A 25,177-nucleotide genomic window follows, 5' to 3' on the forward strand; every position below is an offset into this window, starting at 1 on the left:
ATGGACACATCGATGAACGGCAAGCGGGTGCTGGTGACCGCCGGCGCGCAGGGAATCGGGCTCGCGATCGCGGAAACCTTCGCCAGCGCCGGCGCGCAGGTGCACGTCTGCGACGTCGCCGCAGCCGCGCTCGATGCCACCGTCAAGAGTCTGCCCGGCGTCACCGCCTCGCTGACCGACGTCGCCGACGACGCGCAGGTCGAGGCAATGTTCGCCGACCTGCGCCAACGCTGGCGCACGCTCGACGTGCTGGTGAACAACGCCGGCATCGCAGGCCCGACCGCGGCGGTGGAGGACATCTCGCTGGCCGACTGGAACCGGACGCTGGCAGTGAACCTGACTGGCATGTTCCTGTGCACGCGCGCCGCGGTGCCGATGCTCAGGAAGGCCGGCGGCGGCTCGATCGTGAACCTGTCCTCGGTCGCCGGCCGGCTCGGCTTCCCGCTGCGAACGCCCTACTCCGCCACCAAGTTCGGCGTGATCGGCCTGACCGAGACCTGGGCGATGGAGCTCGGCCCCGCGAAGATCCGCGTCAACGCGATCCTCCCGGGCGCGGTGTCGGGCGACCGCATCGAGCGGGTCATCTCGGCCAAGGCCGAGGCGCTGGGCATCGACAGGGACGCGATGCGCGAACGGCTGGTCTCCAAGGTCTCGCTTCGCACGATGGTGAGCCCCTACGACATCGCCAACCAGATCCTCTTCATCTGTTCGCCGGCCGGACAGCACATCAGCGGGCAGAGCCTCTCGGTCTGCGGCAACGTGGAGCATCTCGGATGAGCAAGCAAGCACCTGTCATGAAAGATGAAACCGTCGGAATCGTCGGCGCCGGCCTGATCGGCCGCGCCTGGGCCATCGTCTTCGCGCGCAGCGGCTTCCAGGTGCGGCTGCACGACCAGGTGCCGGCCGCGCTGGACAATTGCCTGGGCATCATCGGCGAGCGCCTGCGCGACCTGGCCGAGTTCGGACTGATCGCCGAGCCGCCCGAGACCATCCTGGCGCGGATCCGTCCCTCGCCTTCGCTGGCCGAGGCCGTCGGCGAGGCGGTGCTGGTGCAGGAGAACGTGGCCGAGAAGCTGGAAGTCAAGCGCGAGATCTTCGCCGAGCTCGACCGCCTGGCGCCGCCCCACGCAGTCCTCGCCAGTTCCACGTCCTGGCTGCCCGCGTCGAGCTTCACCGAGCACGTGCCGGGTCGCGCGCGCTGCCTGGTCGGTCATCCGGTGAACCCGCCCTACCTGGTGCCCCTGGTCGAGATCGCGCCGGCGCCGTGGACCTCGCCCGAGGCGGTCGCGCGCGCCCGCGAGATCTACGCGAAGGCCGGCCAGACGCCGGTCACCCTGAAGAAGGAGATCACCGGTTTCCTGCTCAACCGCGTGCAGAGCGCGGTGCTGAGCGAGGTCTTCGCGTTGTATCGCGAGGGCTACGCCGACGCCGAGGATCTCGACCGCGTGCTCAAGGACGGCCTGGCGCTGCGCTGGTCCTTCATGGGCCCCTTCGAGACGATCGACCTCAACGCGCCCGCGGGGCTGGCCGACTACGCGGCCCGATTCGGCGGCACCTATCGCGACGTGGCCGCCAGCGCGGTCGCCTTTGACTGGGACGCCGAAACCGTCGCGAAGGCCGATGCCGAACGCCGGAAGCAGTTGCCGCTCGAGGACATCGAGAAGCGCTCGGCCTGGCGCGACCGCCGGCTGATGGCGCTGCTCGCGCACAAACGCAGTCAACCCGAATCCTGAGAGAGACCCATCATGGCCAAGCAGAAAGTCATCATCACCTGCGCCGTCACCGGCGCGATCCACACGCCCTCGATGTCGCCCTACCTGCCGGTGACCGCCGACGAGATCGCCGACGCGGCGATCGGCGCGGCCGAGGCCGGCGCAGCGATCGTCCACCTGCACGCCCGCAAACCCGAAGACGGCAGCCCCTCGCAGGACCCGGACCTGTTCCGCGCCTTCCTGCCGAAGATCAAGGCGGCGTCCAAGGTCGTGATCAACCTCACCACCGGCGGCGCGCCGACGATGGGTGTGGAGGAGCGGCTGCAGCCCGCGCTGCAACTGAAGCCCGAGGTCGCCTCGCTGAACATGGGCTCGATGAACTTCGGCCTGTACGAGATGCTGAACCGCTACAAGGAGTTCAAGCACGACTGGGAACGACCCTACCTGGCGGGGTCCGACGACCGGATCTTCCGCAACACCTTCAAGGACATCGCCTACATCCTCGAGTCGTGCAGCGACAACGGCACGCGCTTCGAGATCGAGTGCTACGACATCGGCCACCTGTATACCGCGTCGCACTTCTTCGATCGCGGCCTGATCAAGGCGCCCTTCTTCATCCAGTCGGTGTTCGGACTGCGCGGCGGCATCGGCTCGCACATCGAGGACGTCATGCAGATGAAGCGCACCGCCGACCGCCTCTTCGGCAACGACTACCTGTGGTCGGTGCTCGGCGCGGGCCGCTCGCAGATCCCGATCGCCACCGTGTCGGCGGCCATAGGCGGCAACGTGCGGGTGGGCCTCGAGGACTCGCTCTGGGACGGCCCCGGCAATCTGGCGAAGTCGAACGCCGACCAGGTGAAACGGATCCGCACCGTCATCGAGGCCTTGTCGCTCGAAGTGGCCACGCCCGACGAGGCGCGGGCGATGCTGCAACTGAAGGGCGGGAACAACGTGGGCTTCTGATCGGCCTCAGCTGGCCGCCGCCGCGACCAGCCAGTCGGCGAACCGCGCCAGCGCCGGGTTCCCTGCCCGCCGCTCCGGCACCACCAGGTGGTACGAGCGGCCGCCGTGCAAGGGCCGGTCGCAAGGCACGACCAGCTCTCCGCGGGCGAGCTCGGCCTCGACCAGCATCGTGGGCATCAGCGCCGCGCCCATCCCGCGCGCGGCCGCCACCGCGAGCATCGAGAACAGGTCGAAGCGCGGGCCGTTCAGGTCCGGGGCTCCGGCGACACCATTGGCTTCGAACCACTGCCGCCAGGCATAGGGCCGCGTCGACTGCTGGAGCAGCGGCACTTCGGCCAGCTGCGCCGGCGTGAGCCGCTTGCGCGGCGCGATCAGCGCCGGCGCGCAGACCGGCACCACGATCTCCGGCATCAGCGCGGTCGCGATCGTGCCCGGCCAGTTCGCCAGGTCGGCCGGTGTCCCGGCGTAGATCGCGGCGTCGAAATCGGTGTCGGCGAACAGGAAAGGCCGGGTGCTGGTTTCCATGTTCACCACGATGGCCGGGTGCCGGGCGCGAAAGTCCGGCAGGCGCGGCAGCAGCCAGCGCGTTGCGAAGGTCGGCACCACGGCCAGGTCGATCGCGCCCGAAGCCTCGCCGCGCCCGATGACCGCCAGCGCATCGCGCTCGACCGCGTCGAGCCGCCTGGCCACCAGCCGGCTGTAGTTCTGCCCCGCCTCGGTCAGCACGATGCCGTGCCGCGAGCGGCGGAACAGCTTCACGCCCAGGAAGTCCTCCAGCCCCGCCACCTGCCGGTAGACCGCGCTCTGGGTCAGCGCGAGCTCGTGCGCGGCCTTGGTGAAGCTCTCGTGGCGCGCCGAGGCCTCGAAGCAGACGAGCGCCTGCGTGCTGGGCAGCTTTCTTCTCATGTCAGTCATGAGTTTATGGCATGACTGGCTTCGGAATACGCGTTTGTCCGGGCATTGGCCGGCGCGTTAACATCGAGGGCTGCACATCAGGAGATCACGATGAACGCCCCCGACTCCCGCATCAAGGCCGCCTTCAAGTGGGACGACCCGCTTCTGCTCGACGCGCAGCTCACCGAGGAAGAGCGCATGGTCCGCGACGCGGCCGCCTCGTACTGCCAGGACAAGCTGCTGCCGCGCGTGGTCGAGTCCTTCCGCAACGAGAAGACCGATGCCGAGATCTTCCGTGAGATGGGCGCGCTGGGCCTGCTCGGCCCGACCATCCCCGAGCAGTACGGCGGCCCGGGCCTGAACTACGTCAGCTACGGCCTGATCGCCCGTGAGGTCGAGCGGGTCGATTCCGGTTACCGGTCGATGATGAGCGTGCAGAGCTCGCTGGTCATGGTGCCGATCTTCGAGTTCGGCTCCGAAGCACAGAAGCAGAAGTACCTGCCCAAGCTGGCCACCGGCGAGTGGATCGGCTGCTTCGGCCTCACCGAGCCGAACCACGGCTCCGACCCGGGCAGCATGGAAACCCGCGCGAGGAAGATCGATGGCGGCTACGCGCTCACCGGCAACAAGATGTGGATCAGCAACTCGCCGATCGCCGACGTCTTCGTCGTCTGGGCCAAGTGCGTGGGCGGCGACTTCGACGGCCGCATCAAGGGTTTCGTCCTCGAGAAGGGCATGAAGGGGCTGTCGGCGCCGAAGATCATGGGCAAGGTCGGCCTGCGCACCTCGATCACCGGCGAAATCGTGATGGACAACGTCGAGGTCTCCGACGCCCAGCTGATGCCCGGCGTCGAGGGCCTGAAGGGCCCCTTCACCTGCCTGAACAGCGCCCGCTACGGCATCGCCTGGGGCGCGCTGGGCGCTGCCGAGGACTGCTGGCACCGCGCCCGCCAGTACGTGCTGGACCGCAAGCAGTTCGGCCGCCCGCTGGCCGCCAACCAGCTGATCCAGAAGAAGCTGGCCGACATGCAGACCGAGATCACGCTGGGCCTGCAGGGCTGCCTGCGCCTGGGCCGCATGAAGGACGAGGGCACGGCCGCGGTCGAGATCACCTCGATCATGAAGCGCAACTCCTGCGGCAAGTCGCTCGACATCGCGCGCCTGGCGCGCGACATGATGGGCGGCAACGGCATCTCCGACGAGTTCGGCGTGGCCCGCCACCTGGTCAACCTCGAGGTGGTCAACACCTACGAAGGCACGCACGACATCCACGCGCTGATCCTGGGCCGCGCGCAGACCGGCATCCAGGCCTTCTCGTGATTCGGTGGTTCGGTGATCTGCTGACCGCATACCGCACAGGGCCCATCCGGACTTGACCGAAGGCGACACAGGCCGGCCCGCGCCGCTCACCGAAGCGGAGGTCACGCGGGTCGTCCTCGGCCTGCTGCTGGCCCTGTTCCTGGCCGCGATCGACCAGACCATCGTCTCGGTCGCACTGGTCTCGATCGCGCGCGACATCGGCGGCTTCGAGCTGGTGCCCTGGGTCGTCTCGGGCTACCTGGTCGCCTCCACCGTCTCCACGCCGATCTACGGCAAGCTGTCCGATCTCTATGGCCGGCGGCCGCTGCTGTCGGTGGCCATCGCGATCTACATGCTCGCGGCGCTGCTGTGCGCGCTGGCCCAGTCGATGCCGCAGCTGGTCGCCTTCCGAATCCTGCAGGGCCTGGGCGGCGGCGGCCTGATCGCGCTGTCGCAGGCCACGATCGCCGACATCGTGCCGGGCGCCCAGCGCGGCCGTTACCAGGGCTACCTGTCGGGCGTGTTCGCGGTGGCTGCGGTGGCGGGCCCGGTGCTGGGCGGCTACCTGACCTTCTACCTCTCCTGGCGCGCGATCTTCTGGCAGGCCGTGCCGCTGGCGATCGCGGCCTTCCTGATCTCGCGCCGCGCGATGCTGCGGCTGTCGGCGCGCGGCGAGCGCCGACCGATCGACTGGCTCGGCGCCCTGCTGCTGGCCGCGGGTCTCAGCGCGCTGATGATCGCGCTCACCCGGATCGGCCAGGGCCACGGCTGGGACTCGCCCTCCACGCTTCTGCTCGCCGGCCTGTCGGCGCTGTCGCTCATTGCCTGCGCGCTGCGCGAACAGGTCGCACCCGAACCGATCCTGCCGCCTGACCTGTTCACCAGTCGCACGGTGATCCTCTGCTACCTGCTGGCCGGCCTGGCCTTCTTCGTGCTTGTGGGCAACTCGGTGCTACTGCCGATCTGGATGCAGTCGCTCGGCGGCGCCGGCGCCGACGAGGTCGCGCTGCGGATGCTGCCGCTCACCCTGGCGGTGCCGGCCGGTGCCTTCGTGTCGGGACGCACGATGATGCGCACCGCCGGCTACCGCCCGCTGATGCTCTGGGGAAGCGTCCTGTCGCTGGCTGCCGCCGCCGCGCTGCCGTTCATCCCGGTGGCCGCGGACCTGCCCGCCGCGCTCGCGATGACGCTGCTGGGCCTCGGCCTGGGGCTGCAGATGCCCGCCTCGCTGGTGGCGGTGCAGTCTGCCGTGGCGCCGCGCCAGATGGGCATCGCCACCGCGGTGAGCGCGCTGTTCCGCACGCTGGGCGGCGCGGTGGGCATCGCGATCCTGACCGCGGTGCTGTTCGCGCAGGTGCGCGCCGCGCGCGGGCTGTCCGCTGGTGAAGCCACCGGTCCGCTCGCCGACGTGGCGGCAGAGACGCTGCAGGCGGGCTTCCGCGGAGCTTTCGGGGTCACCTTGGGGGTCGCGGTGCTGTCGCTGATCGTTGCCTGGGCGATACCGGCGCGCACGCTGCTGGCGGCGCCGGAGTCCTCGTCGACCGGGCCTCGCGGCTAGAAGACCGTCGCCGGCGGACGGGCGCTCGGGATCTCAGTTGGCCCGCGCCGCGAAGGCCTCGGCGAGCGGCGCGCCCGACTGGCCCGCACGCAGGAGCAGCATCAGCAGGACTCTCGCCTTCAAGCCGCCGAGGGCGCCGCCCGGGATCAGGCCGCGGCCAAGCAGGTCGATCTCCGAGCCCGGATAGCCGTAGGTGCGCGTGAAGGCCGGTCCGGCATGGGCACGGGTAGCGAGCACCACCGGCACCGAGGCCGCCAACGCGTCGAACAGCGGCGCCACGTCCTGGGGAACGTGGCCAGCGCCCATGCCTTCCACGACCACGCCACGGTAGCCGAGTGCCGGCAGCGCCCTCAGCAGCCGGCCGTCGTCGCCCAGCGCCATCCGCAGCAGCGCGACCGGCGCCTCGGGTCGCTCGCGCCAGTGGGCAGGCATCGCGATCGGCTCGGTACGCGGCGGCCGAAGGAACACCGACAGCCGCCCCTCGGCCACCAGTCCCACCGGGCCGGCAAGCGGCGACGCGAAGGCCGAGGGCAGCGCGGTATGCGCCTTGCGCACGTAGCGCGCCGCGTGCACCTGGTCGTTCAGCACGACGGTCACGCCCAGTCCGACCGCAGCCGGGGATGCGGCGACGATCGCCGCCGACAGCAGGTTGGCCGGCCCGTCGGCGCCGGGGGCTTGCGGCCCGCGCATCGCGCCGGTGACCACCACCGGCTTGTCGCCGCCCACGAGCAGGTCGAGCAGCCAGGCGGTCTCCTCGATCGTGTCGGTGCCCTGGATCACCACCGCGCCGTCCACCGTGCCGGGCTCGCTTGCGCCAGCCACCAGCCGCTCACGCAACATCGCAGCCAGCGCGATCAGCTCGTCGACCGGCAGCGACGCGCTGGCCAGCCGCATCGGCGAGATCGCCTCGAATTCCGCCACCTTCTCGATGCCGGGCACCGAACGGATCAGGTCGGCGGCAGTCAGCGTGGGCACGATGCCCGCGGAGCCGCCCTGGGTCATCGTGATGGTGCCGCCCAGCGACACGACCAGCACTCGCGCCATCGCCATCTGCTCAATACCCCCGCGCCCGATCCACCCGCCGCGGAATCGGCTCGCCGCGCTGCACCGCCCGGTAGGCCTCGACGAACTGGCTGGCGACGATCTCGAGCCGCGTCTGGCCCGCGATATGCGGCGTGATCGAGATCCCCTCGACCGACCACAGCGGATCGTCGGGCGGCATCGGCTCGTTGCGCTGCACGTCGAGCGCGGCGCCGGCCATGTGCCCCGAGCGGACGGCCTCGATCAGGTCGGGCTCCACGACATGCTCGCCGCGGGCCACGTTGATGAAGTAGGCGCCGCGAGGCAGCCTGGCCAGCATCGCCGCATCGACGATGCCGGCGGTTGCCGGGGTCAGCGGCAGGGCGCAGACCAGGATCTCGGACTCCGCGAGGAAGGCGTCGAGCTCGTCGGCGCCGAAACTCGGGAACGGAAGCTCGGGCCGACGGCGCGTGCTCCAGCCGCGCGGCGCGAATCCGAGCCCCGCCAGGGTCTGCGCGATCGTGGCGCCTACCGCGCCCACCCCCAGGATGCCGACGCGCCGCGTGGCGACCTCCACCGGAAATCGGGTCCACGCCCGCTCGGCCTGCTGGCGGGCGTAGCGGCCGAAATCGCGCGCATGCCAGAGCGCCATCGTGACCACGTGCTGGGCGATGCCCAGGTTGACCAGCGGGTCGACGATCCGGGTCACCGGCACCTGCGCAGGCAGGTCCGGCGTCATCAGCTTCTCGACGCCCGCCGCGTTGGCGCAGACCAGCTTCAGGTTCGGCAGCGTGGCGGCGTAGCCGGGCCGGATCCGCCAGCCGAGGATCGCGTCGATCTCGGCCGGGTCGGCGTCCTCGCGGCGCTCGATGCAGCGGATGTCGGGGGCGATCTCGCGGATCTTGTTCGCCACCGCCTGGGGGGGCGTGGGCTTGGTCAGCAACAGGACGGCCATCGGGCGGTGCGGGTCGGTTCGTATCGGTGCGATCATAGCGGCTCGCCGCGCCACCGCCGGCCGCCAGGGTCCGTTTCGGGCGCCCCCGGCGCCCGCGAGCGCCTCACGCAAGGCACAACACGGGAGTCGGAATGAAGGTATCGAAGATCGGCGTCGTCGGCCTCGGCGCCATGGGAATCGGTGTGGCCCGTTCGCTGCTGCGCAAGGGCTTCGAGGTGCACGCCTGCGACGTGCGCCCGCAGGTGCTCGAGCAGATCGCGGCCGAGGGCGCGCACGCCCACGCCACGCCCGCTTCGCTCGCGGCCAGGGTCGATGCGCTGATCGTGCTGGTGGTCAACGCCGACCAGACCGAGGCGGTGCTGTTCGGCGAGAACGGCGCCGCAGGCACGCTCAAGCCCGGCGGCATCGTGATGGCCTCGAGCACCGTGCCGCCGCACTACGGCGAGGCGCTCGGCGCCCGGCTCGCCAAGGCCGGCTTCGCGATGCTCGACGCGCCGGTGTCCGGCGGCGCGGCCCGCGCAGCCGCGGGCGAGATGACCGTGATGGCCTCGGGCGCGCCCGAGGTCTTCGAAGCGATGGCCGGCGTGCTCGACGCGATCGCGGCCAAGGTCTACCGCCTGGGCGACGCGCCCGGCATGGGCTCGAAAGTCAAGATGATCAACCAGCTGCTGGCCGGCGTGCACATCGCCGCGGCGACCGAGGCGATGGCGCTGGGCATTCGCGCCGGCATCGACCCCGACACGCTCTACGAGGTGATCTCGAACAGCGCGGGCAACAGCTGGATGTTCAGCAATCGCGTGCCGCACATCCTGGCCGGCGACTACACGCCGCTGTCGGCGGTCGACATCTTCGTGAAGGACCTCGGCATCGTGCTCGATTCCGCGCGCAAGATGACCTTCCCGCTGCCCCTCACCTCGTCGGCCCTGCAGATGTTCATCGCGACCAGCGCCTCGGGCCTCGGCGGCGAGGACGACTCCGCCGTCATCAAGATGTTCCAGCGGCTCACCGGCATCGACCTGCCGGAGCCGAAGAAGGAAGGTTGACCATGCTCCTGGGCTGCATCGCCGACGACTTCACCGGCGCGACCGATCTCGCCAACAACCTGGTGCGCGCGGGCATGCGCACCGTGCAGACCATCGGCGTGCCCGACGCCTCGCTTGCCATCGACGCGGACGCGGTGGTGGTGGCGCTGAAGTCGCGCACGATCGCCCCCGCCGACGCGGTGGCGCAATCGCTGGCCGCACTGGCCTGGCTGCGCGCGGCAGGCTGCCGGCAGTTCTACTTCAAGTACTGCTCGACCTTCGACTCCACCGAGCTCGGCAACATCGGCCCGGTCACCGATGCGCTGATGGACGCACTGGGCTGCGACTTCACGATCGCCTGCCCGGCCTTCCCCGCGGCCGGCCGAACGATCTTCCGCGGCCACCTGTTCGTGGGCGACCTGCTGCTGTCGGATTCGGGCATGCGCGACCACCCGCTCACCCCGATGACCGACGCGAACCTGGTTCGCGTGCTGCAGCGGCAAAGCGCGAAGAAGGTCGGCCTGCTGCGCTACGACACGCTTGCGCAGGGGGTCGAGGCCAGCCAGGCCGCCATCGCGACGCTGCGCGCCGACGGCGTGGGCGTCGCGATCGTGGACGCCACCAGCGACGCCGACCTGATGACCATGGGCGAGGCCTTCGCCGACCTGCCGCTGGTCACCGCCGGCTCCGGCGTGGCGATCGGCCTGCCGCAGAACTTCCGCCGCGCGGGGCTGTTGCCGGCCGAGCCGGTGGCGCCCGCGCTGCCGAAGATCGCCGGACCCGCGGTGGTGCTGTCCGGAAGCTGCTCGCAGGCCACGCTCGCCCAGGTGGCTGCATGGCGCGCCTCGCGGCCCGCCTGCCAGGTCGACGCGATGCGGGTGGCGCGCGGCGAGCCGGTCGCCGCCGAAGCCGCCGCCTTCGCGCGCGAGGCGCAGGCCCGCGGCGAGACTGCCCTGGTCTACGCCAGCGCCTCGCCCGACGAGGTGCGCGCGGTCCAGCAGCAGCTCGGCCGCGACGAGGCCGGCGCGATGATCGAGCGCACTCTCGCCGAGGTCGCGCGTGCGATGCGCGCGGCCGGCACTCGCCGCTTCGTGGTCGCCGGCGGCGAGACCTCGGGCGCGGTGGTGCAGGCGCTCGACGTGCGCGCCCTGCGGATCGGCCCGCAGATCGACCCCGGCGTGCCGTGGACCGAGACCGTGGAGCGCGAGCCGGTCGCGCTCGCGCTGAAGTCGGGCAACTTCGGCGCGGTCGATTTCTTCGCGAAGTCGCTCGCGCTGCTGGACGCCTGAGATGAGCGCCGAAGAATCCCGCCTGCGCGAGGACCTCTGCCGCCTCGGCCGCTCGATGTTCTCGCGCGGCCTCACCCACGGTTCGACCGGGAACCTGAGCGTGCGCCTGCCCGACGGCGGCTACCTGATGACGCCCACCGGATCGAAGCTCGGCGAGCTCGACCCGGCCCGGCTGTCCAAGCTCGACGCGACGGGCACGCACCTGGACGGCGACAAGCCGACCAAGGAGAGCTTCCTGCACATCGCGATGTACGAGGAGCGCGCGCGCAGCGCGGCGGTGGTCCACCTGCATTCCACGTACTCGACCGCCGTGTCGGTGCTGGAAGGCGTGGACCCGGAAGACGTGCTGCCGCCGCTCACCGCCTACTACGTGATGCGGATCGGCACGCTGCCGCTGGTGCCCTATTTCGCGCCCGGCGACATGAACCTCGCGCACGCGGTGCGCCGTTTCGCCGGCCGCCACCACGCGGTGCTGCTGGCCAACCACGGCCCGGTGGTGGCCGGCAGCAGCCTGTCGGCCGCCGCCGACGCGATCGAGGAGCTCGAGGCCACCGCGAAGCTGCACCTGACGCTGCACGGGCGCGCCTGCCGCTGCCTGACGCCCGGGCAGGTGGCGGAGCTGAAGGCGAAGTTCCCGGCCCAGGCCTGAGGCCCCGCGGGCGGTTCAGGCCTGGCGCGCGCCGGGCGCCTCACGCATAGCGACGCGAGATCGTCTCGGCCACGCAGGCCGGCTTGTCCGAGCCCTTGCGTTCGATCGTGACCTCGGTGGTCATCTGCACGCCGCCGTCGGGGAGCTCATCGAAGGCCTTCAGGCGGATGCGCGCGCGCAGCTCGCTGCCCACCGGCACCGGCGAGGTGAAGCGCACGCGATTCAAACCGTAGTTCACGCCCATCTTCACGTCGCGGATGTCCACCGAGGACTCGAGGAACAGCGGCAGCATCGACAGTGTGAGGAAGCCGTGCGCGATCGTCTTGCCGAAGGGCCCCTTCGCCGCGCGCTCCGGGTCCACGTGGATCCACTGGTGATCGCCGGTGGCCTCGGCGAAGGTGTCGATCCGCTCCTGCGTGATCGGGAACCAGTCGCTGGTGGCCAGCTCCTCGCCGACCAGCGCCTTCAGATCGGCCAGCTTCTCGAAGACTCGCATTCTTCCCCCTGTGTCGATGTTCGTCGGGGCGCGTCGTCACGCCCTAGTTCTTGGTGCCGAAGATCCGGTCGCCCGCGTCGCCCAGCCCCGGCACGATGTAGGCATCGTCGTTGAGCCGCGCGTCGAGCGCGGCCACGTAGACTGGCACCTGCGGATGCGCGTCCTGGAAGACCTGCACGCCCTCGGGCGCGGCCACCAGGGCCAGGTAGCGGATGGCGTCGGGCGCCACGCCCCGATCGATCAGCATCTGCACTGCGTGCAAGGCCGAATAGCCGGTGGCCAGCATCGGGTCGCAGACGATGAACAGCCGCCGCTCGGGCTCGGGCAGACGCACGTAGTACTCCACCGGCCGGTTGTCCTCGCCGCGGTACAGCCCGATGTGACCCTCGCGCGCCGACGGGATCAGCTCGAGCAGGCCGTCGGCCATGCCCAGGCCCGCGCGCAGCACCGGCACGATCGCGACCTTCTTGCCCGCGATCACCGGCGCATCCATCGGCTCGAGCGGCGTATCGATGGCCCGGGTGGTCAGCGGCAGGTCGCGCGTGATCTCGTAGCCCATGAGCAGCGTGATCTCGCGCAGCAGTTCGCGGAAGGTGCGCGTGGACGTGGTCCGGTCGCGCATGTGCGACAGCTTGTGCTGGATCAGCGGGTGATCGATGATGAAAAGTTTCGGAAAACGTGGATCCTGGCGCATCGCGGTGTCGCTCGTGGCGTGATCGGGGCGGCGCGCGCGCATCGCGCGGCGCTTCGAAACGGAAGGCCGCTGCCGCCCGGAGGGCGACGTTACCATGATGCCCCCGCTCACACACGGACAAGGAAAAGACGAATGGACGACATCAAGGGCAAGGTCGCGCTGGTCACCGGCGGTTCCACCGGCATCGGCGCCGCGGTCGCGCGCGAGTTCGGCCGCCTTGGCGCGAAGATCGGCGTGCACTACAACAGCAGCCGCGACGCCGCCGAGAAGGTGGCCGACGAGATCCGCGCCGCCGGCGGCGAGGCCTTCACCGTGAAGGCGGACGGGCTCGACACCGCGCAGATGAAGGCGGCGGTCGAGGCCACGGTCGCCAGGTTCGGACGCATCGACGTGCTGGTCAACAACGCCGGCGCGTTGGTCAAGCGCGTGCCGGTCGAGGCCACCGACGACGCCTTCTTCGACGAAGTGCTGCACCTGAACGGCCGATCCGCCTGGATGGCCACCGCCGCGGCCGTGCCCCACATGCGCAAGCAGGGCGGCGGCAACGTGATCTTCGTGACCTCGGTCGCGGCCCGCCACGGCGGCGGCCCCGGCGCGGTGCTCTACGCGGCCTCGAAGGGCTTCGTCAGCACCGCCACCCGGGGACTGGCCAAGGAGCTCGCCAAGGACCAGATCCGCGTGAACGCGGTCGCGCCGGGCGTGATCACCACGCCCTTCCACGAGAAGTTCAGCACGCCGCAGCAGCTCGAGGGTTTCAAGGCCACGATCCCGATGGGGCGCCTGGGCAGCGCCGACGAATGCGTGGGGGCCTTCGTGTTCCTCGCGTCGGATCGACTGTCCGGTTACGTGACCGGGCAGATCCTGGAGGTCAACGGCGGTCAGTACATGCCCTGACGTGCCGTGCGCCGTGCGCGGAGCGCGGGCCGGTTCCCTTTCGCCGGCGCGGAGACGCTGTCCGCTTCGCGGAAACGCTTGGTCGCGCGGACGCTCAGCCCCGTCGCGGAACGCAACTCGGCCCGCCTGCGGCGGACCTCGGACAGCGTTCCGCTCGCGCTTCGCGCGCCGGGTCTTCGCTGCGCTCCCGCGCCAGCGTCCACGCGCCGGCGAAAGGGAACCGGCCCGCGCTCCGGGATGCGCCGCGACACATGTGCTCGCGCACGCTCCCAGCGGTCGGGACTGGCGAGCGCGGCTCTGCTTGGCGCTGACCTGTCGGCTCGCTCATGATGGGAGGCCAGGGGCGTGAGCCGGGCGCCATCCCCGGTCCCTTGGCGCTGGCGCGGGAGCGCAGCGAAGACCCGGCGAGCGAAGCGAGAGCCGGCCCACTGTCCGAGGGAGCGAAGCGACCGAGTTCGGGCCGGCGACGGGGCTGAGCGTCCGCGCGACCAAGCGTTTCGCCGAAGGCGACAGCGCCTCGGGACCGGGAAAGGCGCCCGGCTCACGCCCCTGGCCTCACCGCCGCTACACTTGACTCGTATCGCGGGGCTCGAGTCCCCTGCGCCGCCGAGTCGACACGAGGAACGGGCAATGCGAATTACCTGTGGCACGGATTTCAGCGAACGCGGGCGCGAGGCTGCCGAGGTCGCGGCCTTGCTCGCCGCTCGCTCTGGGGGGCGGCTCGAGCTGGTCCACGCGCTGGACACGCGCGGGGCGGTGTTCGGCGCGGCGCACGTGCTGCAGACGCTCGAGGAGGCCGCGCGCGAGCGGCTCGACGCCGAGATCGAGCGGCTGCGCGGGCTGGGCGCCGCGGTCGAGGGGGCGATGCCCGACGGCTGGCCCGACGAGGCGCTGCTGGGCGAGGCCGAGCGGCACGACTCGACGCTGATCGTGCTGGCCGCCACCGGCTCGCGGGACGGAGCCGGGGTGTCGGTGGGCAAGACCTGCGAGCGAACCTTGTCGCGCACCCGGCTGCCGATGCTGGTGGTTCGCGACCCGGCGCCGCTGCTCGCCTGGCTGCGCGGCGAGCGGGCCTTGCAGATCCTGGTGGCCTTCGATTTCTCGACGCAGGCCGGCTCGGCACTGACCTTCGCGGCGCGCCTGGCCCGGCTGGGCAACTGCCGGATCGTGGCCGCCTTCACCGACGATCCAAAGCGCGAAGCCCGCAGGATGGGCCTGTCCGACACGCCCGACGAGGCGCAAGCGCGCCTGCAGGAGGCGCTGGCGAACCGGGTCGCGGAGCTGGAGCCGGAACTGCCGGCCGACGTCGTGGTATCGGCCCATCTGGGCGACCCGGCCGCGCGACTCGCCCATCTGGCCGAGCGCGAGAACGCCGACCTGGTCATCGCCGGCACCCAGCAGCGCGGGCCGCTGCTGCGGCTTATCGCGGGCTCGGTTTCGCTGCAGCTGCTGCGCGACGCGGCCACCAACCTGATCGTGGTGCCCACCACCGATGCCGCTGCTGCCGCGCTCGCCGCGACGCCGCACGAGGTACGTCGCGTGCTGGTGGCCACCGACCTGTCCGAGACCGGCAACCGGGCGGTCGCGCACGCGCTGGCGCTCGCCCCCGCCGGCGCCGAGGTCCGGATCATCCACGTGATGAGCCCGAACCAGATGCTCGAGGGCGCCTACGGCCGTCCCTCGTATCGCCAGTTCGAGGCCGAGCACGCCGCCGAGCGCGCCAACCGCCAGCAGGCACTCGAGGGACTGGTGCCCAGGGACGCGCAGGCCGGCTCGCGCACCGTGGTCTGCGAAGTGGTCGAGCACGATCTGCCGGCCAAGGCGATCGCCGAGCAGGCCGAGCACTACGACGCCGACCTGGTCTGCGTGGGTACGCTGGGCCGTTCAGGGCTGTCCGCCGCGCTGCTCGGTTCGACCGCGCAGGACGTGCTGAAGCAGCTGCGCCGGCCGCTGCTGCTGGTGCCACCCGCGGAGCGCTGAGCGCGCATTCGGGAGCGCCCCTGCTGCGCTTCGGACCGGGGACCGGCTCCGCCGGCGAGTCAGTCCAGCGCAGGCGCGCCCACCGCGGCGCGATGCAACCGGTCGGCGGCCGCCGCCCATTCCCCGGTTTCCGGCGGCCGCTCGATCAGGATCCGGTCGAAGCCGGCCCGGTCGAGCCGGCGAAGCGTGTCGTAGAGCGCGCGCGCATACGCCTCGGGCTCGGCCGCCGCAGGCTCCCAGCCGCCCTCGCCCCGGTCCGGCCGCTGCCGCGACCAGGCCACCGTCTTCACGCCTCGTGCAGCGAGCACGCGCACCCGCTGCCCGATCGCGCCCGCGTCGAGGAGTTCGAGCGGGGTGCGCGGCGCATAGTGGGCCGCCAGCGTGCCCGATGCGCGTGGCGCCGCCGCATCGGGCGACGCGAGCGGCTGGCCCAGCACCGCCTCGATCCGCGCGGCGGGCAGACCGCCCGGTCGGAGCAGCACCGGCCGGCCGCGCGACAAGTCGACGATCGTGGACTCCAGGCCCACCTCGCAGGCGCCGCCGTCGAGCACCAGCGGCGCGTCGGCGCCGAGATCGTCGATCACATGGGCAGCCCGGGTCGGACTGACCCGGCCGAAACGGTTGGCCGAGGGCGCCGCCACCCCCATCCCGCCGAGGCGCTCGAAGGCCTGCAGCAGCGCGCGCGCCACCGGATGCGCGGGCGAACGCAGGCCGATCGAGGGCTGTCCGCCGCAGGCCCAGGCGGGCGCGCCAGGCAGGCGTTCGAGGATCAGGGTGAGCGGCCCCGGCCAGAATGCGTCGGCCAGTCGCTGCGCCGCATCGCGCCAGTGCGCCCATCGGCGCGCCTGGTCGGCGCCGGTCACGTGCACGATCAGCGGATGGTCGGGCGGCCGACCCTTTAGCCGGTAGATCGCGCCGACCGCCTCGGCCGAGGCGGCGTCCGCGCCCAGACCGTAGACGGTCTCGGTCGGGAAGGCCACCAGCCGGCCGGCGGCCAGTTCCGCCGCCGCCGCCTCGATCGCGGCAGCGTCCGCGGGCCGCGGGTTCATCGCGCGGCGCCGACCACCCGGGCGACCTGGCCGGCCACATGCACCGCATGGGCCAGCGAGTCGGCCACCACGGTCACGTGACCCATCTTGCGCCCCGCCCGTGCCTCGGTCTTGCCGTAGAGATGCAGCTTCGCCTCCGGGAAGGCGAGCACCTCGGCCCAGGGCGGTTCGCCACCGGCCGCGACCCAGCAGTCCCCGAGCAGGTTGAGCATCACCGCGTGCTGGTGCTGGCGGGTCGAGCCCAGGGGCAGCCCCGCCATCGCGCGGGCCTGCTGCTCGAACTGGCTGGTGACGCAGGCGTCGATCGTGTAGTGGCCGGAGTTGTGCGGCCGCGGCGCCATCTCGTTGACCAGCAAGGCGCCGTCGGCCAGCACGAAGAACTCCACGCAGAGCACGCCCACGTAGTCCAGCGCCTGCGCGATCTTGCGGGTGGCCGCCTCGGCGCGCGCCGCGACGTCCTGCGACACGCGCGCCGGCACCGTGGAGGTGGCCAGGATGCCGCCCACGTGCACGTTCTCGGACACCGGGTAGGCGACCGCCTTGCCGTCGAAGCCGCGCGCGACGATCACCGAGACCTCGAGCTCGAGCGCGAGGCGCTTCTCGAGCACGCAGGGCACGCTGCCGAAGGACTCGAAGGCCGCGACCGCCTCGTCGACCGAGGCGACCGTGGCCTGGCCCTTGCCGTCGTAGCCCAGGCGGGCCGCCTTCAGGATGCCGGGAAACAGCTTCGGATCGGCCGCGCGCAGATCGCCGGCAGAGCGGATGGGGGCATAGGGCGCTGTCTCGATGCCGCATTCGCGCACGAAGCCCTTCTCGACGATCCGGTCCTGCGCGACCGCCACCGAAGGACCGGCGGGACTCACCACGCAGCGCTGCGCCAGGAAGTCCAGCGCCTGCGCCGGCACGTTCTCGAACTCGGTGGTGACCGCGCCACAGAGGCGGCCGAGCTCGTCGAGCGCGGTTTCGTCGAGGTAGCCGGCCTTCAGGTGGCGATCGGCCACGCTCCCGGCCGGGCTGTCGTCGGCCGGATCGAGCACGCAGACCCGGTAGCCGAGCGACTGCGCCGCCATGCAGAACATGCGGCCGAGCTGCCCGCCGCCGAGCATGCCGAGCCAGGAGCCGGGCGGCAGCGCCGGAACCGGGACCCTGCGGGCACCGCCCGAGCTTCGTTCGCCGGCCATCGTCCCTTCGCCCGCCATCATTCGCTCGCCGGCAGCGTCATCGCGCGGGCCGCGGCGCTCTGCCTGGCCCGGAAGGTCTCCAGCCGCTCGGCCAGCGCCGGATCGGTGCCGGCCAGCATCGCCACCGCGTACAGGCCGGCGTTGGCCGCGCCGGCCTCGCCGATCGCGAAGGTGGCCACCGGGATGCCGCGCGGCATCTGCACGATCGACAGCAGGGAATCCTCGCCGCGCAGGTACTTCGACGGCACCGGCACGCCCAGCACCGGCACCGTGGTCTTGGACGCGATCATGCCAGGCAGGTGGGCCGCGCCGCCGGCGCCGGCAACGATCGCGCGCAGCCCGCGGCCGCGCGCCTGCTCGGCGTAGGCGAACATGTCGTCGGGCATCCGGTGGGCCGACACGACGCGCGCCTCGTGCGGCACGCCGAACTCCCTGAGCACCGCGACCGCGTGCTGCATCACGTCCCAGTCGCTGCTCGATCCCATCACCACGCCTACCAGCGGAGCGTCCATCTCAGTCTTCCAGTTCGATGCCGGTGAGCCTGCGCAGCGCTTCGCGGTACTTGGCCGCGGTGCGCGCGATCACGTCGGCGGGCAGGCTGGGCGGCGGCGGGCGCTTGTTCCACCCGGGCACCGTTTCGAGCCAGTCGCGGACGAACTGCTTGTCGAAGGACGGCGGCGAGACGCCGGGCCGCCATTCGTCCGCCGGCCAGAAGCGCGAGGAATCAGCGGTGAGCACCTCGTCCATCAGGTGCAGCGTGCCCCGGTCGTCGAGGCCGAACTCGAACTTGGTGTCGGCGATGATGATGCCGCGGGTGGCCGCATGCCCCGACGCCCGGCGATAGAGCTCGAGGCTGATCGCGCGGATCCGCTCGGCCAGCTCGCCGCCGATGCGCGCGGCCATGTCGTCGAAGCCGATGTTCTCGTCGTGCTCGCCCAGCTCGGCCTTGGCCGCCGGGGTGAAGATCGGCTCGGGAAGCTTGTCGGCCATCTGCAAGCCGGGCGGAAGCGCGATGCCGCACACCGCGCCGGTGGCCTGGTAGTCCTTCCAGCCCGAGCCGATGATGTAGCCGCGCACCACCGCCTCGACGAGGATCGGCTTCAGGCGCTTGACCACCATGGAACGGTCGCGGACCTGCTCGCGCTCGTCGGGCGCCACCACGGAGTCGGGATCGACGCCGGTCAGGTGGTTGGGCACCACGTCGGCCAGGCGATCGAACCAGAACAGCGCCATCCTGTTGAGCACCCGCCCCTTGTCGGGAATCGGCTCGGACATGATCACGTCGAAGGCCGACAGGCGATCGGTGGTCACGATCAGCAGCCGGTCGTTGCCGACCGCGTAGTTGTCGCGGACCTTGCCGCGCGAGAGCAGCGGCAGCGAATGAAGCGAAGACTGGTGGACGACGGCCGCCATCGGTACGGCTCCGGCAAAAACCGCCATTTTGCCTGATCGCCCCGCGGCGGCCTCGAACCGGCGGCGCTCGCCCGCCCGGTCAGCGCAGCCCCTTCAGCCAGCCGAGCCCCTCGCTGGTGCCGGCCCGCGGCCGGTACTCGCATCCGATCCAGCCCTCGTAGCCCAGCTGGTCGAGCAGCGCGAACAGGTAGGGATGGTTGAGCTCGCCCAGGTCGGGCTCGTGCCGCTCGGGCACGCCGGCGATCTGGATGTGACCGACGCCCGCGAGGTACTTGCGGATCTTCATCGCCAGATCGCCCTCGACGATCTGGCAGTGATAAAGGTCCATCTGCACCTTCAGGTTGGGCTCGCCGACCTCCGCGATCACCGCGTGCGCGTCGGCCTGGGTGTTCAGCAGGAAGCCCGGGATGTCGCGCGTGTTGATCGGCTCGATCAGGCCGGTCAGGCCGTAGGCCGCCAGCCGCTTCGCCGCGCGACGCAGGTTCGCCACGTAGGTCGCGTGCTGCTCGGCGCGGCGCGATTCGTCCGCGACCAGCCCGGCCATCAGGTGGATGCGCGGGCACTCGAGCGCCTGGGCGTAGTCGATCGCCTTGTCGAGCCCCTCGTCGAATTCGCGTTCGCGGCCCGGCAGGCTGGCAACGCCCTTCTCTCCCGCGGCCCAATCGCCGGGAGGTGCGTTGAACAGCACCTGCTTCAGGCCGGCGCCGCGCAGCGCGGCAGCGACCTCGGAGGCCGGGTGGTCGTACGGAAACAGGAACTCGACTGCCGCGAAGCCGTCACCGGCCGCCGCCGCGAAGCGGTGCAGGAAGGCGTGCTCGTTGTACATCATCGAGAGGTTGGCGGCGAAACGAGGCATGACGGCTCCGGGAGCGTGGATCTGTTGTTGCCGCAATCTTAGGGCCAAAACCGGGGCTGAACCCGACATCGCCACGGGGAAACCCGACATCGAGCCACCGGCTTTGCGGGCCAGGATCCGGCGACGCGCGATGATTCCCGGGCGTCCCAGCCCTTCCGGAAAGCCCGATGCCGATGCCCGCCTCACCATCCGCCCCGGCCCGTGCGCTGGCCCGGCTCCTGGTCGCCGCCAGCCTTGCGGCACCGGCGGCGGCCTTCGCGCAGTCGCCGATGCCGATCGCCGACATGCATCTGCACTACAGCCATGACGCGGTGGCCTCGGTGCCGGCCGACGAGGTGCTCGGGCTGCTGCGCCAGGCCGGACTTCGCCGGGCGCTGGTGTCGAGCTCCGACGACACCGGCACGCAGGAACTCCTGGGGCTCGCGCCCGACATCGTGGTGCCCAGCCTGCGCCCCTACCGCTCGCGCGGCGAGATCGGGACCTGGTTCCGCGACCCGACCGTGATCGACTATCTCGAGCAGCGACTGGCGCGCCATCGCTACGCGGCGATCGGCGAGTTCCACCTGTACGGCGCCGACGCCGACCTGCCGGTCCCCACCGCGATGGTCACGCTGGCCCGACGTCACGACCTGATCCTGCACGCCCACTCCGACGCCGACGCGGTCAAGCGGCTGTTCCGGCAGTGGCCGGAGGCGCGCATCATCTGGGCCCACGCCGGATTCGATTCGCCGGAGAACGTTCGCGAGATGCTGCGCGCGCACCCGAATCTGTGGGCGGATCTCGCCTTCCGCAGCGACCACGCGTCGGGCGAGCGGATCGACCCCGGCTGGCGCGAGGCCTTCCTCGAGTTCCCCGAGCGCTTCATGGTCGGCACCGACACCTTCACGCCGGAGCGGCTGTTCTACATCCCGCAGCACGCCGCGTGGGCGCGGGGCTGGCTCGCCACGCTGCCGGCCGAGGTGGCCGAACGGATCGCCTGGCGCAACGCCGAGGCCCTGCTCGCCGCGGCCTGGCCTGCCCGCTCGGCCTCGGCCACGCCTGCCGGCGCATCCCCGCCGCCTGCCGGCGCGCCCGCGCCCGCGGCCGGCAATCCCGAGCCCCCTTCCTGCGCGCAGGCGGGCAACGGCGTGCGCAGCCTGCAGGGCAAGGCGGCACGGCTGGTCTACCGGACCGAGCCCGCCGCGATCGCCCTCGGCGAGCCCTTCCGCCTGCTGGCCAGGCTCTGCCCCGAAGCCGAGGCGCGGGCCAGCGCAGGGGCCACCTCGGGCGCCGGCGCCCGCCTCAGCGTCGACGCCACGATGCCCGAGCACCGCCACGGCATGAACTACACGCCCCGCCTCGCGCAAAGCCCGAATGGCCTGGTCGCCGACGGCCTGCTGTTCCACATGGCCGGGCGCTGGCAGCTGGTGGTGGAGGCGCGGGAAGGCGATGCCGTCGAGCGCTTCGCCGACGACATCGTGATTCGCTGAGCCGCGACCGCATGCCGCGTCGCGCCGTGCCGGCCCTCCCGGCCCTCCCGGCCGTGCCTGCCGGGCTCGCGAGGCTGCAAGCGGGGCTTGCGCGGCTGCTCGTCGCCCTCGCGCCGCTGCTGCCCGCGCACGCACAGGCGGACGGCGGCATCGCGGCCGGGTTCACCGAGGCCGAGATCGCCACGATCCTCTCGCACGGCCCCTGGCCGCCCGAGCCACGCCGCGACCCGACGAACCGCCTGTCGGGCGACCCCGATGCGATCGCACTGGGGCGCGAGCTCTTCTTCGACCCGGGCCTGTCGCGCGACGGACGGATCTCCTGCGCGAGCTGCCACGACCCCGCGAAGGGCTTCACCGACGGACTGCCGCGCGGGCAGGGCCTCGCGCGCCACGACCGGAACACCCAGGCGCTGCTCGACCTGAGCCTTCAGCGCTGGTTCGGCTGGGACGGCGGCGCCGACAGCCTGTGGGCGGCCTCCATACGGCCCATGCTCTCGCCGATCGAGATGGGCGCAGACGCCGCCAGCGCCGCAGCCCGGCTTGGCGAGCGCCCCGAGCTGGCCGGTCGCCTGGCGTCCTGGCCCCCACACGAGGCGCCAGCTTCGGACGAGGCCCGGCTGGTCTACGCCGGCAAGGCCATCGCCGCCTGGCTGGAAACCCTCGTGTCGCCGCGAACGCCCTTCGACGAATTCCGCGACGCGCTGGCCCGCGGCGACGAAGCCGCGATGCGCGCCTACCCGGCACCCGCCCTGCGCGGGTTGAAGCTCTTCACCGGCCGCGGCAACTGCTCGGTCTGCCACGCCGGCCCCGCCTTCAGCAACGGCGAGTTCCACGACATCGGTCGCCCCTTCCTCGTCGAGCGCGGCCGCATCGACCCGGGCAGGCACGCCGGCATCCGCCGGCTGAAGACCGACCCCTACAACCTGACCGGACGCTGGAACGACCAGCCGCCTGCGGGCGGGTCGGCCGACGCCTCGCTGCGCACCCGCACCGTGGCGCTGCAGCACCGCAACTGGGGCGAGTGGAAGACGCCCACGCTGCGCGGCCTGCCCGCCACCGGGCCCTACACCCACGACGGCAGCCTGGCCACGCTGCGCGACATGGTCAGGCATTATTCGGAGCTCGACCTCGACCGGCTCCACGCCGACGGCGAAGCGCTGCTGAAGCCGCTGAAGCTGAGCGACGCGCAGATCGACGATCTGGTCGCCTTCCTCGAATCGCTGGGCGCGCCAGTCGGGCGCACGGCCGCGGCGAAGGCCGGCGACGAACAAGGACAGGAGAAGAAGGAATGATCAGCGAACTCGTCAGCTTCGCGCTGCCGGCCGGCATGAGCCGCGAAGAGGTGATCGCAGGCATGCGCGAGGTCGCGCCCAACTGGCGGCGCAACCCGGACCTGATCCGCAAGACCTTCCTCTACGACCCCGAGGCCGGCCAGACCGGCGCGCTCTACCTGTGGCCGAATCGCGAGGCCGCCGAGCGCGCGCACGACCAGGCCTGGCGCGAGCGGATCCGCGCGAAGTACGGCAGCGAGCCCACGATCCGCTACTTCGAGACGCCGCTGGTGGTGGACAACGCCCTCGGCGCGATCATCGACGCCTGAGGGTCTGCGGGCGGGCTCGGGCTCCGGGCCTTGGCTCGGGCTCCGTGTCTTTTCTCCGTCCCGAGGCGCTGTCGCCTTCGGCGAAACGCTTGGTCGCGCGGCCGCTCAGCCCCGTCGCGGAACGCAACTCAGCCTGCCTGCGGCGCGCTTCGGACAGCGTTCCGCTCGCGCTTCGCGCGCCGGGTCTTCACTGCGCTCCCGCGCCAGCGCCTCGGGACGGAGAAAAGACACGAAGCCCGATCCCGCTCGAGGTGGCCGGTACCGGCGCCGCGACACGCCGCCACGAGCGTCGACCAACGGACGCGGGCCACTTCGCGAAGCCGATGTGGTCGCTCGACTCTGGCCGATCGACGCCCGCGCGGAGTGGACGGGGTCCTTCGCCGGGCCGGAGGCGGCCCTGCTTTTCAGGGCTCCTGGCGCTGGCGCGGGAGCGCAGTGAAGACCCGGCGAGCGAAGCGAGAGCCGAGCCATGTCCGAGCGACCGCAGGAAGCGAGTTCGGCTCGGCGACGGGGCTGAACGTCCGCGCGACCAAGCGTTTCCGCGAAGCGGACAGCGCCTCGAGCCCTGAAAAACAGGGCCGCCTCCGGCCCGCTGCCCAACGCAGGCTGACCGAGAGAGCTCAGCGAACCGCCGTCAGCAGCGAAGCGACCGCAACGGAGAGCTTCTTCGCGTACCCGATGTGCAGGAACTCGTCCGGCCCGTGCGCGTTGCTCTGCGGGCCGAGCACGCCGGTGACGACGAACTGCGCCTTCGGAAAGCGCTCGCCGAGCATGGCCATGAACGGGATGGTGCCGCCTTCGCCGATCCAGGCGACCGGGCGGCCAAAGGCGCTTTGCGAGGCGTCCTCGAGCGCGCGGGCCAGCCACGGCGCCGTGGGCGCGGCGCTCCAGCCGCTGGCCGCGTGGTCGGGCTCGAAGCGCACGACGGCGCCGTAGGGCGGGTCGCGCTCGAGGGCCGTCTTCATTGCCGCCGTGGCCAGTTCGGCGTCGACGGTGGGCGGCAGCCGCATGCTGAGCTTCAGCGTGGTGCGCGGGCGCAGCACGTTGCCGGCGTCGCGCGGCAGCGGCAGGTCGGCCGCACCGGTGACCGACAGCGCCGGCCGCCAGGTGCGATTCAGCAGTCCCTCGACCGGGTCGGTGGTGGTCGGCTGCGCCTGCAGGTGGCCGGGCGCGGCGTGCGTGGCGGCCTGGGCGCGCAGCCTCGCCGCTGCATCGAGCCCCTCGACCTTCGGCTGCGGCAGGTGCTCGCAGGAGGCCCACGGGAACTGCTGCCAGACCGCGTCGCCCAGGATGGCGCCGGCCTGGCGCGCCTGCTCGAGCCGTTCGGCCGGAATGCCGGCGTGCAGCTCGGGCAGCAGCACGCGACCCGTGGCCGGATCGTCGAGGCGCGACAGCAGCTGGCGGGCGATCCGGAAGCTCGACGGCACCAGGCCGCTGGCAGCGCCGGAATGCACCCCGTGACGCAGGATCTCGACGGTCAGCGTGCCGCCGGCCAGCCCGCGCAGCGAGCTGGTGACCCACAGCTGCTCGTAGTTGCCGCAACCGGAGTCGAGCGCGCACACGAGCTGCACGTCGCCGAAGCGCGGCGCCAGCGCCTCGAGATAAGCGGGCAGGTCCGGGCTGCCCGATTCTTCCGAGGTCTCGATCAGCCCCACGCAGCGCGGCCGCGCGATGCCCTGCGCGTCGAGCCCCTGGAGCACCGACAGCGCGGCGTAGACCGCGTAGCCGTCGTCTGCCGCGCCGCGCCCATAGAGCCTGCCGTTCTCGATGACCGGCACGTAGGGGCCGAAGCCCTCGCGCCAGCCCGCCATCTCCGGCTGCTTGTCGAGGTGACCGTAGAACAGCACCGTGCGCTCGTTGCCGAGCCCGCCGGTGGCTGGGGCGTCGAACAGCAGGCAGGGCGTGCGGCCCGGCAAGGCGACGATCTCGAGCGCGAGCCCGGCGATGCCCAGGCCCCCGGCCCAGCGGCGGGCCTCGTCGAGGACCGAGCCGAGCTCGCCGCGCGCCGCCCAGCCGGCGTCGAACATCGGCGACTTCGCCGGCACCCGCACGTAGTCGACCAGGCGCGGCACCAGGTCGTCTTCCCAGCGCGCATCGAGCAGCGCGCGAACCTCGGCCAGATTCATTGCTTCCCTCCGGATGGTCCTCGGGCCGCCGCTCGGCGGCCCCTTGCCCGGCGCAGGC

23 protein-coding genes and 1 pseudogene are annotated in these 25,177 nt (G+C 71.8%); 13 read left to right on the plus strand and 11 right to left on the minus strand.

Annotated features, from left to right (window positions below; genetic code table 11):
• The 3 genes from FHP08_RS01650 to FHP08_RS01660 are packed head-to-tail and all read left to right on the plus strand — an operon-like array spanning position 1 to position 2,675.
• Positions 1-777 carry an SDR family oxidoreductase gene (locus FHP08_RS01650; protein ID WP_147702557.1) on the plus strand — a complete coding sequence of 259 codons (777 nt, stop codon included), beginning with the start codon at positions 1-3 and terminating at the stop codon, positions 775-777.
• A gap of 17 nt (positions 778-794) precedes the next feature.
• Positions 795-1,733 carry a 3-hydroxyacyl-CoA dehydrogenase gene (locus FHP08_RS01655; RefSeq protein WP_147702558.1) on the plus strand — a complete coding sequence of 313 codons (939 nt, stop codon included), beginning with the start codon at positions 795-797 and terminating at the stop codon, positions 1,731-1,733.
• Positions 1,734-1,745: 12 nt separating this feature from the next.
• Positions 1,746-2,675, plus strand: coding sequence for a BKACE family enzyme (locus FHP08_RS01660; protein WP_187272124.1), 930 nt, complete (start codon positions 1,746-1,748; stop codon positions 2,673-2,675).
• Positions 2,676-2,681: 6 nt separating this feature from the next.
• Here the strand turns inward: FHP08_RS01660 and FHP08_RS01665 are convergent, their stop codons facing one another.
• A complete protein-coding gene (locus tag FHP08_RS01665) occupies positions 2,682-3,581 on the minus strand; it encodes a LysR family transcriptional regulator (protein WP_147702560.1) in 900 nt (299 codons plus the stop codon).
• A gap of 99 nt (positions 3,582-3,680) precedes the next feature.
• On the opposite strand from FHP08_RS01665, the gene FHP08_RS01670 reads away from it, so the two are divergent.
• Positions 3,681-4,889, plus strand: a complete 1,209-nt coding sequence (locus tag FHP08_RS01670) for an acyl-CoA dehydrogenase (RefSeq protein WP_147702561.1) — start codon at positions 3,681-3,683, stop codon at positions 4,887-4,889.
• 52 nt (positions 4,890-4,941) lie between these two features.
• Entirely contained in the window at positions 4,942-6,426 is a 1,485-nt protein-coding gene (locus FHP08_RS01675; RefSeq protein WP_187272125.1) for an MFS transporter, read from the plus strand.
• A gap of 33 nt (positions 6,427-6,459) precedes the next feature.
• Here FHP08_RS01675 and FHP08_RS01680 read toward each other — a convergent pair whose 3' ends face one another.
• Together FHP08_RS01680 and FHP08_RS01685 are read right to left on the minus strand one after the other, a co-directional pair.
• Positions 6,460-7,470: an asparaginase gene (locus FHP08_RS01680; RefSeq protein WP_225878996.1), complete on the minus strand. Its 1,011-nt coding sequence runs from the start codon at positions 7,468-7,470 to the stop codon at positions 6,460-6,462.
• A gap of 10 nt (positions 7,471-7,480) precedes the next feature.
• On the minus strand, positions 7,481-8,401 hold the full coding sequence (locus FHP08_RS01685; RefSeq protein WP_147702564.1) for a 2-hydroxyacid dehydrogenase: 921 nt from the start codon (positions 8,399-8,401) through the stop codon (positions 7,481-7,483).
• A 125-nt stretch (positions 8,402-8,526) separates the two neighbouring features.
• Between FHP08_RS01685 and ltnD the strand changes: the two are divergent.
• The 3 genes and pseudogenes from ltnD to otnC all read left to right on the plus strand — a co-directional run.
• A pseudogene (gene ltnD / locus FHP08_RS01690) lies at positions 8,527-9,444 on the plus strand (L-threonate dehydrogenase); the annotation flags it as partial.
• 2 nt (positions 9,445-9,446) lie between these two features.
• Complete coding sequence (gene otnK, locus FHP08_RS01695; RefSeq protein WP_147703100.1) at positions 9,447-10,712, plus strand: 3-oxo-tetronate kinase; 1,266 nt, start codon at positions 9,447-9,449, stop codon at positions 10,710-10,712.
• A 1-nt stretch (position 10,713) separates the two neighbouring features.
• Positions 10,714-11,361 carry a 3-oxo-tetronate 4-phosphate decarboxylase gene (otnC, locus tag FHP08_RS01700; protein ID WP_147702566.1) on the plus strand — a complete coding sequence of 216 codons (648 nt, stop codon included), beginning with the start codon at positions 10,714-10,716 and terminating at the stop codon, positions 11,359-11,361.
• A gap of 40 nt (positions 11,362-11,401) precedes the next feature.
• Here otnC and FHP08_RS01705 read toward each other — a convergent pair whose 3' ends face one another.
• Together FHP08_RS01705 and upp are read right to left on the minus strand one after the other, a co-directional pair.
• A complete protein-coding gene (locus FHP08_RS01705; RefSeq protein ID WP_147702567.1) occupies positions 11,402-11,857 on the minus strand; it encodes a MaoC family dehydratase in 456 nt (151 codons plus the stop codon).
• Positions 11,858-11,900: 43 nt separating this feature from the next.
• Positions 11,901-12,551 carry a uracil phosphoribosyltransferase gene (gene upp / locus FHP08_RS01710; RefSeq protein WP_147703101.1) on the minus strand — a complete coding sequence of 217 codons (651 nt, stop codon included), beginning with the start codon at positions 12,549-12,551 and terminating at the stop codon, positions 11,901-11,903.
• A gap of 132 nt (positions 12,552-12,683) precedes the next feature.
• Between upp and FHP08_RS01715 the strand changes: the two genes are divergently transcribed.
• Together FHP08_RS01715 and FHP08_RS01720 are read left to right on the plus strand one after the other, a co-directional pair.
• Positions 12,684-13,445 carry an SDR family NAD(P)-dependent oxidoreductase gene (locus tag FHP08_RS01715; protein ID WP_147702568.1) on the plus strand — a complete coding sequence of 254 codons (762 nt, stop codon included), beginning with the start codon at positions 12,684-12,686 and terminating at the stop codon, positions 13,443-13,445.
• A 630-nt stretch (positions 13,446-14,075) separates the two neighbouring features.
• Positions 14,076-15,425, plus strand: a complete 1,350-nt coding sequence (locus FHP08_RS01720) for a universal stress protein (protein ID WP_147702569.1) — start codon at positions 14,076-14,078, stop codon at positions 15,423-15,425.
• Positions 15,426-15,484: 59 nt separating this feature from the next.
• On the opposite strand, the gene FHP08_RS01725 is transcribed toward FHP08_RS01720, so the two are convergent.
• From FHP08_RS01725 to otnI, 5 genes are all read right to left on the minus strand, one after another.
• Positions 15,485-16,474 (minus strand): L-threonylcarbamoyladenylate synthase, encoded by a 990-nt coding sequence (locus FHP08_RS01725; protein WP_147702570.1) that lies wholly within the window; start codon positions 16,472-16,474, stop codon positions 15,485-15,487.
• Positions 16,471-17,655: a 5-(carboxyamino)imidazole ribonucleotide synthase gene (locus FHP08_RS01730; protein WP_147702571.1), complete on the minus strand. Its 1,185-nt coding sequence runs from the start codon at positions 17,653-17,655 to the stop codon at positions 16,471-16,473. Before FHP08_RS01730 ends, FHP08_RS01725 begins: the two co-directional genes overlap by 4 nt.
• Before the next feature lie 17 nt (positions 17,656-17,672).
• Positions 17,673-18,167, minus strand: a complete 495-nt coding sequence (gene purE, locus FHP08_RS01735; RefSeq protein WP_147702572.1) for a 5-(carboxyamino)imidazole ribonucleotide mutase — start codon at positions 18,165-18,167, stop codon at positions 17,673-17,675.
• Between the two features lies 1 nt (position 18,168).
• Entirely contained in the window at positions 18,169-19,068 is a 900-nt protein-coding gene (locus tag FHP08_RS01740; protein WP_147702573.1) for a phosphoribosylaminoimidazolesuccinocarboxamide synthase, read from the minus strand.
• Between the two features lie 79 nt (positions 19,069-19,147).
• The gene (otnI, locus tag FHP08_RS01745) at positions 19,148-19,924 is read right to left on the minus strand and encodes a 2-oxo-tetronate isomerase (protein WP_147702574.1); all 777 of its coding nucleotides are present in this window, start codon (positions 19,922-19,924) and stop codon (positions 19,148-19,150) included.
• A gap of 173 nt (positions 19,925-20,097) precedes the next feature.
• Between otnI and FHP08_RS18535 the strand changes: the two genes are divergently transcribed.
• From FHP08_RS18535 to FHP08_RS01760, 3 genes are read left to right on the plus strand one after another with little or no spacing between them, the layout of a single operon-like run.
• On the plus strand, positions 20,098-21,393 hold the full coding sequence (locus tag FHP08_RS18535) for an amidohydrolase family protein (RefSeq protein WP_222707794.1): 1,296 nt from the start codon (positions 20,098-20,100) through the stop codon (positions 21,391-21,393).
• A gap of 11 nt (positions 21,394-21,404) precedes the next feature.
• The gene (locus FHP08_RS01755) at positions 21,405-22,685 is read left to right on the plus strand and encodes a cytochrome-c peroxidase (protein ID WP_147702575.1); all 1,281 of its coding nucleotides are present in this window, start codon (positions 21,405-21,407) and stop codon (positions 22,683-22,685) included.
• The gene (locus FHP08_RS01760) at positions 22,682-22,993 is read left to right on the plus strand and encodes a YdhR family protein (protein WP_147702576.1); all 312 of its coding nucleotides are present in this window, start codon (positions 22,682-22,684) and stop codon (positions 22,991-22,993) included. Before FHP08_RS01755 ends, FHP08_RS01760 begins: the two co-directional genes overlap by 4 nt.
• A gap of 620 nt (positions 22,994-23,613) precedes the next feature.
• Here FHP08_RS01760 and FHP08_RS01765 read toward each other — a convergent pair.
• Complete coding sequence (locus FHP08_RS01765; protein WP_147702577.1) at positions 23,614-25,119, minus strand: M20/M25/M40 family metallo-hydrolase; 1,506 nt, start codon at positions 25,117-25,119, stop codon at positions 23,614-23,616.
• Positions 25,120-25,177: the final 58 nt, after the last annotated feature.

Source organism: Zeimonas arvi (assembly GCF_008039575.1).
Classification (GTDB): Bacteria; Pseudomonadota; Gammaproteobacteria; order Burkholderiales; family Burkholderiaceae_E; genus Zeimonas; species Zeimonas arvi.

Excerpts from the sequence above, each read along its gene's own strand:
- FHP08_RS01720 (WP_147702569.1), top strand. The coding sequence starts at position 14,076 with ATGCGAATTACCTGTGGCACGGATTTCAGCGAACGCGGGCGCGAGGCT.
- FHP08_RS01740 (WP_147702573.1), bottom strand. The coding sequence starts at position 19,068 with ATGGCGGCCGTCGTCCACCAGTCTTCGCTTCATTCGCTGCCGCTGCTC.
- FHP08_RS01660 (WP_187272124.1), top strand. The coding sequence starts at position 1,746 with ATGGCCAAGCAGAAAGTCATCATCACCTGCGCCGTCACCGGCGCGATC.
- purE (WP_147702572.1), bottom strand. The coding sequence starts at position 18,167 with ATGGACGCTCCGCTGGTAGGCGTGGTGATGGGATCGAGCAGCGACTGG.
- FHP08_RS18535 (WP_222707794.1), top strand. The coding sequence starts at position 20,098 with ATGCCCGCCTCACCATCCGCCCCGGCCCGTGCGCTGGCCCGGCTCCTG.
- FHP08_RS01765 (WP_147702577.1), bottom strand. The coding sequence starts at position 25,119 with ATGAATCTGGCCGAGGTTCGCGCGCTGCTCGATGCGCGCTGGGAAGAC.
- upp (WP_147703101.1), bottom strand. The coding sequence starts at position 12,551 with ATGCGCCAGGATCCACGTTTTCCGAAACTTTTCATCATCGATCACCCG.
- FHP08_RS01730 (WP_147702571.1), bottom strand. The coding sequence starts at position 17,655 with ATGGCCGGCGAACGAAGCTCGGGCGGTGCCCGCAGGGTCCCGGTTCCG.
- otnI (WP_147702574.1), bottom strand. The coding sequence starts at position 19,924 with ATGCCTCGTTTCGCCGCCAACCTCTCGATGATGTACAACGAGCACGCC.
- FHP08_RS01650 (WP_147702557.1), top strand. The coding sequence starts at position 1 with ATGGACACATCGATGAACGGCAAGCGGGTGCTGGTGACCGCCGGCGCG.
- FHP08_RS01680 (WP_225878996.1), bottom strand. The coding sequence starts at position 7,470 with ATGGCGCGAGTGCTGGTCGTGTCGCTGGGCGGCACCATCACGATGACC.
- FHP08_RS01715 (WP_147702568.1), top strand. The coding sequence starts at position 12,684 with ATGGACGACATCAAGGGCAAGGTCGCGCTGGTCACCGGCGGTTCCACC.
- otnK (WP_147703100.1), top strand. The coding sequence starts at position 9,447 with ATGCTCCTGGGCTGCATCGCCGACGACTTCACCGGCGCGACCGATCTC.
- FHP08_RS01655 (WP_147702558.1), top strand. The coding sequence starts at position 795 with ATGAAAGATGAAACCGTCGGAATCGTCGGCGCCGGCCTGATCGGCCGC.
- FHP08_RS01705 (WP_147702567.1), bottom strand. The coding sequence starts at position 11,857 with ATGCGAGTCTTCGAGAAGCTGGCCGATCTGAAGGCGCTGGTCGGCGAG.
- FHP08_RS01760 (WP_147702576.1), top strand. The coding sequence starts at position 22,682 with ATGATCAGCGAACTCGTCAGCTTCGCGCTGCCGGCCGGCATGAGCCGC.
- FHP08_RS01685 (WP_147702564.1), bottom strand. The coding sequence starts at position 8,401 with ATGGCCGTCCTGTTGCTGACCAAGCCCACGCCCCCCCAGGCGGTGGCG.
- FHP08_RS01665 (WP_147702560.1), bottom strand. The coding sequence starts at position 3,581 with ATGAGAAGAAAGCTGCCCAGCACGCAGGCGCTCGTCTGCTTCGAGGCC.
- FHP08_RS01670 (WP_147702561.1), top strand. The coding sequence starts at position 3,681 with ATGAACGCCCCCGACTCCCGCATCAAGGCCGCCTTCAAGTGGGACGAC.
- otnC (WP_147702566.1), top strand. The coding sequence starts at position 10,714 with ATGAGCGCCGAAGAATCCCGCCTGCGCGAGGACCTCTGCCGCCTCGGC.
- FHP08_RS01755 (WP_147702575.1), top strand. The coding sequence starts at position 21,405 with ATGCCGCGTCGCGCCGTGCCGGCCCTCCCGGCCCTCCCGGCCGTGCCT.
- FHP08_RS01725 (WP_147702570.1), bottom strand. The coding sequence starts at position 16,474 with ATGAACCCGCGGCCCGCGGACGCTGCCGCGATCGAGGCGGCGGCGGCG.